Below are 12757 nucleotides of genomic sequence, written 5' to 3' on the forward strand. Positions count from 1 at the left end.
GTAAAAGGGGAGCATCTCGATGCCAGAGACACTGATCAAGGTCGATCTCACCAAGTCGGCTTACGAAAATGACATGGTGCATAACCGCTGGCACCCCGACATCCCGATCGTGGCCTGGGTCAATCCCGGCGACGATTTCATCATCGAGACCTATGACTGGACCGGCGGCTTCATCAAGAACAACGATTCCGCCGATGACGTACGAGACATCGACCTCTCGATCGTGCACTTCCTGTCCGGCCCGATCGGCGTCAAGGGCGCCGAGCCCGGCGATCTCCTCGTCGTTGACCTGCTCGACGTCGGCCCGCTCAAGGAGAGCCTGTGGGGCTTCAACGGCTTCTTCTCCAAGCAGAACGGCGGCGGCTTCCTCACCGACCATTTCCCGCTGGCGCAGAAGTCGATCTGGGACATCAAGGGCCTCTACACCTCGTCCCGTCACGTTCCCGGCGTCAACTTCGCCGGCCTGATCCATCCCGGCCTGATCGGCTGTCTGCCCGATCCGAAGATGCTGGACATGTGGAACAAGCGCGAGGCCGAGCTGATCTCGACCAATCCGACCCGCGTGCCAGGCCTCGCCAACCCGCCGTTCGCGCCGACCGCCCATGGCGGCCGTGCCAAGGGCGACGTCAAGGCCAAGATCGGCGCCGAAGGTGCGCGCACCGTGCCGCCGCGCGAGCATGGCGGCAATTGCGACATCAAGGACCTGTCGCGCGGATCGAAGATCTACTTCCCGGTCTATGTGCCGGGCGCCGGTCTCTCGATGGGCGACCTGCACTTCAGCCAGGGCGACGGCGAGATCACCTTCTGCGGCGCGATCGAGATGGCCGGCTGGCTGCATTTGAAGGTCGAGGTGATCAAGGACGGGATGGCGAAATACGGCATCAAGAATCCGATCTTCAAGCCGTCGCCGATCACGCCGAACTACAAGGACTATCTGATCTTCGAAGGCATCTCGGTGGATGAAGCCGGCAAGCAGCACTATCTCGACGTCCACATCGCCTATCGCCAGGCCTGCCTCAACGCCATCGAGTACCTGAAGAAGTTCGGCTACTCCGGCGCGCAGGCCTACTCGATCCTCGGCACCGCGCCGTGCCAGGGCCACATCTCCGGCGTGGTCGACGTGCCCAACGCCTGCGCCACGCTGTGGCTGCCGACGGAGATCTTCGACTTCGACGTGATGCCGTCGGCGGCAGGACCCATCAAGCACATCACGGGCGATATCCAGATGCCGATCTCGCCGGACAAGTGATCCCTGCGCGACGGGATGCGGGACGGCGGGTATTTGCCGCCCCGCATCCGCCGCGAGGTGTGTTCAACAGGCAAGAGCGTGGGGATGATGCGATGCCGGTCTATGAATATCTCTGTGACGACTGCGGTCCGTTCAAGGACCTTCGCCCGATGGCGGAATGCGACGATCCGCAAAGCTGTCCGCATTGCGAGGCGATGGCGCCGCGGGTGATCCTGACCGCGCCGAATTTCTTCTGCATGCCGGCGGAAAGGCGCAAGGCGCACGCCGTCAACGAGCGCAGCACGCACGGGCCGCAGACGCTCGCGCAATACAAGGCCTCGCACGATCCCGGCTGCGGCTGCTGCTCCACGGGCAAGACCGTGAAGGACAAGAGCTCGGCGGACAAGAGGAAGCCCGCCCGGTTGATGACTAGGAGCAAGAGCGGCGCCAAGGGTTTCCCAACGGCGCGCCCCTGGATGATCAGCCATTAACACACGCGACCGCTCGATCGGCGGCAACCCGGAACAACAAGTCAGGTACAGGAGCGGTCAATATGCTTCACGGCGACATTTCCAGCAGCAACGACACCGTCGGCGTCGCAGTGGTCAACTACAAGATGCCCCGCCTTCACACCAAGGCAGAGGTGCTCGACAACGCTCGCAAGATCGCCGACATGGTGGTGGGCATGAAGGTCGGCCTGCCCGGCATGGACCTCGTGATCTTCCCCGAATACTCCACTCAGGGGATCATGTACGATTCCAAGGAGATGTATGAGACCGCTTCGGCGGTGCCCGGTGAAGAGACCGCGATCTTTGCCGAGGCTTGCCGCAAGGCGAAGGTATGGGGCGTGTTCTCGCTGACCGGCGAGCGCCACGAGGAGCACCCGCACAAGGCTCCTTACAACACCCTGATCCTGATGAACGACGAGGGCGAGATCGTCCAGAAGTACCGCAAGATCATGCCGTGGGTGCCGATCGAGGGCTGGTATCCCGGCAACTGCACTTATGTCTCCGACGGCCCGAAAGGCCTCAAGGTCAGCCTGATCATCTGCGACGACGGCAACTACCCGGAGATCTGGCGTGACTGCGCCATGAAGGGCGCCGAGCTGATCGTGCGTTGCCAGGGCTACATGTATCCCGCCAAGGAGCAGCAGGTCCTGATCTCCAAAGCCATGGCATGGGCCAACAATGTCTATGTCGCGGTCGCCAATGCCGCCGGCTTCGACGGCGTCTATTCCTATTTCGGCCACTCCGCGATCATCGGCTTCGATGGCCGCACACTCGGCGAGTGCGGCGAAGAGGATTACGGCATCCAGTACGCCCAGCTGTCGAAACATCTGATCCGCGATGCGCGCCGCAATGGTCAGTCGCAGAATCATCTCTACAAGCTGGTCCACCGCGGCTACACCGGCATGATCAATTCCGGCGAAAGCCCGCGCGGCGTTGCGGCGTGTCCGTATGATTTCTACAAGAACTGGATCGCCGATCCCGAAGGCACGCGCGACATGGTCGAGGCGATGACCCGCTCGACGCCGGGGACCGACGAGTGTCCCATCGACGGCATCCCGAACGAGGCGGCGGCGTCCAACTACTAGCCATCGCCGGCGGCACAGGTTGAGCTTGATGCCTGGATGATCGGCCATTGATGTGAATGGCCGTCCATATGCGCTGACGCTCCGAGAGGTCTGCGCATGCGCGGAATGGGAATAGCGCCTGGCAAACCGTGGCGCGGTTGCAACATGGACGGTTGAATCTGTTCAGGTTGCGTTGCCATTGGCGGATTCTCGACGCACACCGGTTCTACCGATCATCCTCATGGCCTAAGTTCCGCGTGGCGCCGCTGGGAGCGCCGCGGGTGAGGGAAAGAGTGTGGAAGTTTGGTTGCGATCGAGCGGGTCGGGTTGCTCGCATCTGAGCACTATCGCAATTCGCACGGCATTCTGGGTCGGCCTCACCTTGGGCGCATCTGCCGCCATGACCTCCGCCGGAGCCCAGCAATTCTTCAACGGATCGCAGACCACGCCGAACGGTGCCGTCAATGGCGGAGGCGGTGTCTGGGACGCCACCACCACCAACTGGACGGATTTCTCCGGTTCGACCAGCACCGCTTACGATCCGTTGTCATCCGGCACAATGTTCGGCAGCGGCGGTCCCTCGACGCCGGCCACAGGCGGCACGGTGACGGTTACGCCAGGCGGCGTGCAACTCACCGGTCTCGTGGGCTTCGATCTCACCGGCGATGGTTCGATCTATACCATCCAGGGCGGCGACCTCAGGCTGGCCGCGGGCGGCACCACGTTCTTCACCAACGATGTCACGGGCAACGGAGACCCCTCGGCCGCGATTGCTTCCCGCATCACGGGCAGCGGCGGCATCTCCGTGCAGGGGCCCGGCATCCTGGCGTTGCTCGGCGCCAACACCTATGCCGGCGACACGTTCATCTGCAACTGCGGCTCGTTGCAGCTTGGCGATGCGACCCATATCGCCAGCATCATCGGCGCTGTCGTCAACGAGGGCCTGTTCAATATCGTCAATGCCGACACATCGGGCATCACGTCGCTGCTCAACGAGTTCTCCGGTCTGACGACCTTCCGCAACGCGACCTCCGCCAGCGCGATGGTGATCACCAACAGAGGTCAGTTGTATTTCGGCGATCCGGCCGGGAGCGGGACCGACACCGCGACGGCTGACCGGGCCACCATCATCAATGATGGCGGCTTCACCGGCTTCTTTGCCCGCACCAACGCGGGCACGGCCAGCATCACCAACCAGAATGGCGGCGGCACCACGTTCCTCGAGCAATCCTCGGCCGGCTCGGCAACCATCGTGAACAATGATCTCAGCGGGACTGTGTTTGGCACGCTGAGTGGATCCGATACCGCGACCGCGGGCAACGCGACGATCATCAACGAGTCCGGCGGCCGGACCAATTTCGGCGCGTTCACCACGGCCGGCAATGCCAACATCATCACCAAGGACGGTGGCAAGACCGAGTTCTTCGACAATTCCACCGGCGGCAATGCGCGCTTCATCACCACCGGCACAGGCATCGTGGATTTCGGGGTCAGCATCGGTCCCAACAGCGACGGCCGCATCACGGCCGGTTCGATCGAAGGCAGCGGCTTCTACTATATCGGCGGCGGCAACACCCTCATCGTCGGCGGCAACAACCGCTCGACCGAGGTCAGCGGCGTCATCGGCGACTACGATCCCTGCGGTTGCGGTCCCGCCGGTCCGGGCGCGCTGGAAAAGGTCGGCAGCGGCACGCTGATCCTCTCCGGCACGAACACCTATACCGGCACCACCACGGTTAATGGCGGTATCCTGCGGGTCGATGGTAACATCTCGCAATCGAGCCTGACCACCGTGAACGCGGGCGGCGCGCTGTTCGGCGCCGGGATCGTCGGCAACACCCTTATTGCCAACGGCGGCATTTATGCGCCCGGCGACGGCGGACCGGGCTCGAGCATGCAGGTCCAGGGCGATCTCACCCTGCAGCCCGGCTCGGTCTATGTTGTGCAGGCCGGCAGCGGGTTCAGCACAAGCCACGCTCTCGCCACCGGCAACGTCACGCTGGATGGCACCGTCGGTGTCGCGCTGTATCCCGGCAGCAAGGTGATGCAGCACTACTCGATCATGGAGTTTTTCGGCAGCGCCACCGGTAATTTTGCCGGCGTTGCCGCGCCGGGTGGTCTGATCGGCACGACGACGGTCGGGTCGAACGAGGTGTTCCTCGATTTCACGTTGAACTATGGCGCGAAATACGCGCTCAACATCAACCAGCAGAACGTCGCCACGACGCTTCAGAACTTCTTCAACGCCAATGGTTTCCTGCAAGCCGAATTCGCGGGCCTCGGCCCCAACGGCTTGACGCAGGCCTCCGGCGAGTCGGCGACAGGTTCGCAGCAGACGACATTCAACGCGATGAATCTGTTCCTCGGCCTGCTGACCGATGTCTACGGCTCGGGACGCAGCGGCACTTCAGGTGCGACGCCATATGCCGATGACGCGAGCGCAAGTGCTTATGCCGCGGCCGGCAAGACCCCGCGTGACAAGAGCGCGCGCGACGCGTTCGCCGCGATCTACCGCAAGGCGCCGGCCGCGACTTTCGAGCAGCGCTGGGACGTGTGGGCGGCCGGCTACGGCGGCTCCCAGACGACCGACGGCAATGCCGGCCTCGGCTCGAACAACACCACCAGCAGCGTCTACGGCACGGCCGTCGGTCTCGACTACCGTTTCTCGCCGTCGACCGTCGCCGGTTTCGCGCTTGCCGGCGGCGCTACCGGCTTCGGCGTCAACGGCCTCGGCTGGGGCCGCTCCGATCTGTTCCAGGCCGGCGCTTTCGTGCGTCATACCGCCGGACCGGCCTATATCACGGCTGCGCTGGCCTATGGCTGGCAGGATGTGACCACCAATCGCGTCGTCACCGCCGCCGGGTTCGACCAGCTGCGCGCCCAGTTCAATACCAACGCGTTTTCGGGCCGTGTCGAGGGTGGCTATCGCCACGCGATGTCATGGATCGGCGTCACACCTTATGCGGCTCTCCAGGCCACCATGTTCAGCCTTCCGAGCTATTCAGAGTTCGCTGTGACCGGCAGCAACGTCTTCGCCCTCAACTATACCGCCAAGGACGTGACCAGCACCCGCACCGAGCTCGGCCTGCGCGCGGACAGGACATTTGCCGCTGCCGGCGGCCTGATGATCCTGCGCGGCCGCGTCGCCTGGGCGCATGACTACAATCCGGATCGTACCGTCGGCGCGGTGTTTCAGACCCTGCCTGGATCGGCTTTCGTCGTGAATGGCGCCGCGCAGGCGCGCGATTCCGCGCTGACCACGGCGTCGGTGCAGGTGAACTGGATGAACGGCTGGTCTGCGTCGGCAACCTTCGAGGGCGAGTTTTCGAACGTCACCCGCTCCTACGCCGGCAAGGGCCTCGTGCGCTACGCGTGGTAGGCGCGGCTTCCCTTCCCCTGGAGGGCCCTCCAGGGGAAGATAAGGAAGGGCATCACTGCTTCTTCTGCGCGGGCTTGCGCGGTGGCCGCGGCGGCACGGGCGTGCCGGCCATCTTGTTGGCGGTCTCGCTGACGTCGAGCAGCGAGCGACGAATCTCCTCGATGTAGCTCGCCGACTTCTTCCTCATGGAGTCGGTCAGTTCGCGCAGCCCCTGCACCGTCTCGAACAGCTCGTCGGCCTTGCCGTCGACGAAGCCGGGCACTACGCCCTCGATCTTCGTGACCGCCTTGTCGAATCCCGCGAAGGCGCTGTCGACCTTGGCCATGACGGAATCGATTTCGCCGCCCTTGCTCCTGAGGCCGGCGCTATAGTTCTCGAATGTGCGGAGCCCTTCCTTGATCGCGGGGGCATTGCTCACGATCGTGCGGTCGACACTGTGCAGGGTGTCGACGATTGATTCGGCGTCGCTGAGATCGGCGGTCAGCACGGGAACGCCGTCCGCATCCAGCGGCACCGGCGGTGCGGAGGGCGCCCCCCCGATCAGCGAGATCGCGGCGACGCCGGTCAGGCCCTGGAATTCGATGCCCGCGACGGTGTCCTTGCGGATCGGCGCGGTGTTGTCGAGCATCACCAGCGCCACGACCTTGCGAGGATTGTCCAGCTTGATCGACAGGATCTGGCCGGCGGGCACGCCGTCGAAATTGACCGGCCCGCCGCGGCGCAGGCCGCTGGCGGAACCGCCTTCGAACACTACGCGCAACTGGCTGCGACTCTGGATGGTGCGCCATTTCTGTACGCCGAGCAGGCCGCCGAACGCCACGGCGATCACCGCCAGCGTCGCCGTTCCGATCACCAGATTGCTCGCGCGTGCCATAAGGCTGAGTCTAGGGCCAAAGCGGGGAAGTTGGAAGGAGCCCGGATGCTGCTCCGGCCGCAATGGTACGTAGGGCGGGTTAGCGAAGCGTAACCCGCCAGTGTCTTCGGCGCCACGGCGATGATTGGCGGATTACGCGTCCGCCTTTGCTCTTCGAGCGACGCGGACGAGGCGCTGATCCGCCCTACGGCTCTCAATGCCCGGCTGCGCGCTTTGCCGCAGCATTGTTCAGTACGATCAGGGCATCGACTGCGACACCCGTCCTGGTGTTGATCAGGAACGGATTGATGTCGATCGAGGCGATCCGGTCGCCGGCATCCGCGATCAGGTTGGACAGGCCGACCAGCGCCTTCACCGCGGAGGCCTCCTGCAATGCCGGCTTGCCGCGATAGCCGCGCATCTTGATGCCGGCCTTGGTACGACCGATCAGGAGCCGCGCCTCGGCCTCATCCAGCGGCGCGCCGGCGAGCGCGACGTCCTTCACCAGCTCGATGTCGATGCCGCCGGTGCCGAACAGCACGACCGGACCCATCTCGGCATCGAGCGAGGCTCCGACCACGAGTTCTAGGTCGGCCTTGACCTGCTGCGCGATCAGGATGCCGTCGAGCCTCGGCTTGCCCTTCAGCCTCTTCACCCGCGCGGTGATGTCGACGAACGCCTTCCTCACCTCGGCCGCATTGCTCAGGTTCAGCACCACGCCGCCGATGTCGGACTTGTGCAGGATCTCGGCGCTGACGACCTTTGCCACGACCGGGAAGCCGATCTGTTTCGCGATCTTCACGGCTTCCGCCGCCGTCTGTGCGATCGCTTCCTTCGAGATCGGGATGCCATACGCCTTCAGGAGCTTCTTCGAGGCGACTTCGTCGAGCGCGGCGCCGTTCGCCGATGTCAGCGCCTTTTCCAGCTCGGCGCGCGCGGCGGGTTTCGAGCTCGAGACGATGTCGGGGACTTCCTTGCGCAGCTTCGCATAGGCGAGCAGCGACCTGATCGCGGTGACCGCGCGATCCATGCCCTGCATGACCGCGAGATGCGGCAGCGATTTGCGCAGGGTCTTGGTGAATTCGGTGAAGCCGATCGACATCGCGCTGATGTAGATCACGGGCTTTGAGGCCCGGCTCGCCATCTCGTCGACGATGCGCAGGTTGCGCTCGCGCAGCTCGTGCGGCGCCTTCGGCAGCTCGGCATCGATGATGACGATGTCGATATCGGGGTCGTCGATCATCAGCTTGATCGATTTCATGTAGACGGAGGGATCGACGACCGCGGCAAAGCCGGCATCGAGCGGATTGCCGACGATCGATCCGGGCCCGAGCATCTTCGCCAGCTCCGAGCTGACATGCGGGCTCAGCGGCGCGAAGTTCAAGCCCTCGGCGTAGAACGCGTCGATCAGCATGCCGCGCTTGCCGCCGGACAGCGTGACCGCGGCGAGCCGGTCGCCCTTGGGCACTGCGCCGTGGACGAAGCATTCGGTGGTCTCGATCAACTCGTCGAGCCCGCCGACCCGGATGACGCCTTCACGCGTTGCGATGGCGTCGAACGTCTCGATCGAGCCCGCCAGCGCGCCGGTGTGCGCCATCGCCGCGGCGCGGCCGCCCTCGGATGCGCCGAGCTTGAGCGCGATCACGGGCTTGCTCGCTGCGCGGGCCGCCTTGCAGGCATCGCGAAAGGCCTTGGTGTTGCGCACGCCCTCGAGGTAGACCACGATCACCTTGATGCTCGGATCCTCCGCGAAATAACGCATCAGGTCCGGCGTCTCGAGCCCGGCCTCGTTGCCGGTCGTGACCATGTAGCCGACGCCGACGCCGCGATCCTCCAGCGCCTGGCGGATCGCCATGACGATGGCGCCGGATTGTCCGGCGATCGCCACCGCGCCCTGCTCCATGGTGACGACACGGTCGTCGATGTTGGTGAAGAGCTTTTCGCCGGCGCTTAAGTTGCCGAGGCAATTCGGACCTGTGACGGCGAGGCCGGTCTCGCGCACGGCCGCTTGCAGTTCGGCGGCGAGCTTCTGGCTCTCGTCATCCTGCAACTCGCTGAAGCCGGAGGTGACGATGGTGGCCGAGCGCGCGCCGGCCGCCGCGGCATCGCGGATCACCTGCACGGCGAAGCGCGCAGGCACCAGCACCAGGACATGATCGGGCTTTTCCGGAAGGCCCGCAAAGTCCTTGTAGCAGGGCACGCCCCAGATCGTCTCGCGCTTGGCGTTGACCGGATAGAGCCCGCCCTCGAAGCCGTACTTGACCAGATTGTTCCAGATGCGCTCGGCATAATTGCCGGGCTTGTCGGTCGCGCCCACCAGCACGATGTTGTGCGGGTGCAGCATGGCGTGGATGCCCTTCACGATGTCGCTGGCGTTGGGCGATGGAGACCATGGGCGCGGAGAGGAGGATGCAGCAGATACGCGAGCTTCCATGGCGTGACCTCACCTGTTGTTCTTCTTGGTGGCGCGTCACTCCGTTCTATGGCGAGTTCTTCGCAGTAGCAACCACATGGTATGCCGTGTGATGGAATGAGCGATGCATCGCTGCTATTCATTCGCTCCAATCAGGACGCCATGCAGGACATAACGTTCGGGACCGGACGTAACGGCGTCAAACGGCCAGCAGGTTGTGAGCACGAGCTCGAAACCCTGCGTCACGGGATCGATGCCCGATGCGTCGAAACGGACCACGGCCGAAGAATCCGCGCGATAGCGGAAATGCCTGCCGTCGCGGCGGGTGATCTCGATCACGTCTCCGATCGCAACATTCCGCAAGAAGCGGAAATGCGTATCGCGATGGGCGGCATAGACGGCAACGCCGCGCTCGCCGGCATCAACCGTTTGCTGGATGTGGCCGGGTCCGAAAGCAAGTGCCTGGCCGCTCGCGCCCTCCAGCACGATGGCGCTGGCGCCGATCCGCTTCACCTCGATCCGGGCGACCGGCCAGGTGTCGGCCCATGACCATGGCTTGACCGCCCGGCCCGTCGCAACGCTTCTGTCGAATGCGCGCTCCAGCAGCACCTGCGCGAGCCAGGCCTTGGCGTGGATGTAGGCGCCGTCGCCGAATAAGAAGAGGCCGATCAAAGCCAAAGCGAGGGGAGAGATGATGCGGGGCATTGGTATCTCTCGTTCGTCATTCCGGGGCGATGCGAAGCATCGAACCCGGAATCTCGAGATTCCGGGTTCGGCTCTACGAGCCGCCCCGGAATGACGGTCGATAAAAAGGCGCGCGCGGCCGTTGGGTAGGGGACGGGCAGCCGCGCGCGCTAACAGAGGAGTTCGGGGGGGCTCCTCTCTCAAGCGGCGTCAGTGAGCAAGGGCCGACGCCGGTTGACCACGAACAGGATCAGGGCGAGCACGATCAGGATCAGACCTCCGATCATCTTCAGCTCGGCCGAGGTGGCAGTCTTGGGCAGGCGGACCGCATCGGGTGCGGCGGGTGTCGGCCGCCTCGCCGCTGGCTGGCTGCGCGCATCGGCATGACGTTCGCGCAGCTGCGCCGGCACCTGCTGCGGCCGTTCGCCGAAGATCTTCTCGAAATCCCAGCCGGCCGGCAGGTTGACCGGCAATTCGCTGAGCTTGAGCGGCGCGCCTTCGGGACGGCTCGGCGTCTTGTCGACCGCGACGAGGCTGGTGAGCCGCGTGACGATCTGATGGTCGAGCGCCAGCGCCAGGATCGCCTTGTCGGCCTCTTCCGGCGTCATCTCGCGCATCGTGCGTGCCACTTCGGCATCGCCGATCTTGCGCTTGGCCCAGAGTTTTGACAGGCCCTTGCCTTCGGCGGCATTTTGCAACGGCAGCGTCACCGACCACGGACGGTCGCCGACGCGTCCCTTGATCTCGAGCGAGCCTGCGAGCTTGTCGAGCCTGGCCGCCAGCACCAGGGGCTCGTCGCGGTAGACGTCGGGAATGATCGCCGGGGTGACGTCGGCGGTGGCTTCGGAGAACTTTGCGCTGAGGCCGGTCACCGCGGGATTTTCCAGCTTCGCGAACAAGCCGCGCATGCGCTCCTCGACCTGCTCGACAGAGCCGATATGGGTGAAGGCGCCGCGGCCGAGCTCGGAAGCGCGCGTCATCAGATAAGTGTTGGGCGCGGACCCGATGCCGACCATGAACACGCGTGAGCGGCCGCGCATCGCCGTGATCGTCTCGAACAATTGCTGCTCGTTGCCGATCGCGCCGTCGGTCAGGAACACGACCTGGCGAACCATGCTGGTGTCGCTGAGCTTGTCGGTCAGCGCAGCCCGCATCGCCGGCACCATCTCGGTGCCGCCACGTGCCTGCAACGCGCTGACGAACGAGGTCGCTTCGCCGACATGCGCGGCATCCGCCGGCACGGAGGCCGGAAACAACACGTCCATGGTATCGTCGAAACGGATGACGTTGAAGCGGTCGGCCGGCTGGAGGCGGCCGAGTGCGTAGAGCAGGCTCGCCTTGGCCTGGACGATCGAGGTGCCGCCCATCGAGCCGGAATTGTCGATCACGAACACGACCTCGCGTGGCAGCGGCTTCTGCGTCGCCTGCTCGGCGCTCGGCGGCGTGACGAAGGCGAGCAGGTAATCGGCATCGCCGACATGCTCGCGGAACAGGCCGACCGACGGTGCTTTCTGGGCCGCCGGCGTCCACGTCAGCTCGAAATCGCGGTCGGCTGGCACCGCGCCGTCGGCGAGCGTGACGATGCGCGTGGCGTTGTCCGGGCTTTCCGTCTTGACGGTATGGTGATGGCTCTTGACCTCGCCGACCGCAAAGCCGGCCTTCAGACGCACTGTGATGCTGGTCGGGTTAACGGGCGCATTCTTGGCGGGATCCAGCACCGTCGGAGAGATACGGTCGCGGTCGGGCACGGGATCGGACGTGGCGGCGCCCCAGCCGGAGCCGTCGTTGCGGAAGTCGACACTCTGCACGATCGGCGCCGGATTGTAGCGCGGGGCGACCACCAGCGGTACGCGCAGCGAATATTCGTTGCCGGATTGATGCACCGGCTCCTGATATTCGATCTGCACCAGCACGGTTTCGCCGGGACCGATATTGGCAACCGAGTTGGTGAAGATGTTGGGCCGCTCCTGCTCGGTGAGCGCGGCCTTCTGGCCGGCGCTGCGCGCCTGTTCATAGATCACGCGCGCCTGCTGCCGCTCCTTGATGTCGCCGACGATGACGCGGTCGCCGACCACCATCTTCAGCGTATCGACGGCGCCATTGGTCGCGAGCGGGTAGACATAGGTGGCCTCGACCCAGTCCTTGGTCGGATTGCGGAACGCCTGGGTGACGCGTGTGCGAAGCGTCGGGCCTGATACCGTGATGTCGATATCGATGCCGAGACGGATCGCTTCGGTGTAGGCGCCGTCTTCCTTCAGGAGGAGGGTGCCGGACCTGGCATCGCCGGGCTGGAGCAGGCTGGCCTGTTCGGTCGTTGCCGACCAGCTCGTCCCGAAGCTCACCAGCAGGGCCACGAAGGCGACCAGCATCACCGCGATGCCCTGCGCGAGAAGAAACAATCCGAGCTTGATCAGCCGGCTCAGCATGGGGTGTTCGTCGCTGTCGGCTGTGTCGTAGGTGTCCATTTGGCCTGCTCCCGAAGGATGTTTGCTGGCTCTCAGCATCCGCCGGGAGGGCCTGATTTCGCGAGCAGAATGATCGGCAATGTTCCGCCGCGGCCGGCCCGGGCGGGCCGCGGACGGGTGGCCATGTGCGGTTTTGTGCTGGTTTGTCCGGCCTGCTAGAAT

The 12757-nt window shown here is 64.7% G+C and carries 8 protein-coding genes; 4 read left to right on the forward strand and 4 right to left on the reverse strand.

Annotation, left to right across the window (positions count from 1 at the left end; all coding sequences use genetic code 11):
• The first annotated feature begins 19 nt into the window (after positions 1–19).
• The 4 genes from fmdA (at position 20) to XI09_RS18740 (ending at position 6180) form a co-directional block, all read left to right on the forward strand.
• On the forward strand, positions 20–1249 hold the full coding sequence (gene fmdA, locus XI09_RS18725) for a formamidase (protein ID WP_161532941.1): 1230 nt from the start codon (positions 20–22) through the stop codon (positions 1247–1249).
• A gap of 92 nt (positions 1250–1341) precedes the next feature.
• Positions 1342–1719 (forward strand): FmdB family zinc ribbon protein, encoded by a 378-nt coding sequence (locus XI09_RS18730; protein ID WP_271568142.1) that lies wholly within the window; start codon positions 1342–1344, stop codon positions 1717–1719.
• A gap of 62 nt (positions 1720–1781) precedes the next feature.
• Positions 1782–2822 (forward strand): aliphatic amidase, encoded by a 1041-nt coding sequence (locus tag XI09_RS18735; RefSeq protein WP_271568143.1) that lies wholly within the window; start codon positions 1782–1784, stop codon positions 2820–2822.
• Between the two features lie 379 nt (positions 2823–3201).
• Positions 3202–6180: an autotransporter outer membrane beta-barrel domain-containing protein gene (locus XI09_RS18740; protein ID WP_271568144.1), complete on the forward strand. Its 2979-nt coding sequence runs from the start codon at positions 3202–3204 to the stop codon at positions 6178–6180.
• A 52-nt stretch (positions 6181–6232) separates the two neighbouring features.
• Here XI09_RS18740 and XI09_RS18745 read toward each other — a convergent pair whose 3' ends face one another.
• The 4 genes from XI09_RS18745 to XI09_RS18760 all read right to left on the reverse strand — a co-directional run bounded on the left by XI09_RS18745 (position 6233) and on the right by XI09_RS18760 (position 12595).
• Complete coding sequence (locus XI09_RS18745) at positions 6233–7054, reverse strand: MlaD family protein (protein WP_271568145.1); 822 nt, start codon at positions 7052–7054, stop codon at positions 6233–6235.
• 193 nt (positions 7055–7247) lie between these two features.
• Positions 7248–9467 (reverse strand): acetate--CoA ligase family protein, encoded by a 2220-nt coding sequence (locus XI09_RS18750; protein ID WP_271568146.1) that lies wholly within the window; start codon positions 9465–9467, stop codon positions 7248–7250.
• A gap of 114 nt (positions 9468–9581) precedes the next feature.
• Positions 9582–10151: a class GN sortase gene (locus tag XI09_RS18755; protein ID WP_271568147.1), complete on the reverse strand. Its 570-nt coding sequence runs from the start codon at positions 10149–10151 to the stop codon at positions 9582–9584.
• 179 nt (positions 10152–10330) lie between these two features.
• Complete coding sequence (locus XI09_RS18760; protein WP_271568148.1) at positions 10331–12595, reverse strand: marine proteobacterial sortase target protein; 2265 nt, start codon at positions 12593–12595, stop codon at positions 10331–10333.
• Positions 12596–12757: the final 162 nt, after the last annotated feature.

The organism is Bradyrhizobium sp. CCBAU 11386 (assembly GCF_028128955.1).
In the GTDB taxonomy this organism is placed as follows: domain Bacteria; phylum Pseudomonadota; class Alphaproteobacteria; order Rhizobiales; family Xanthobacteraceae; genus Bradyrhizobium.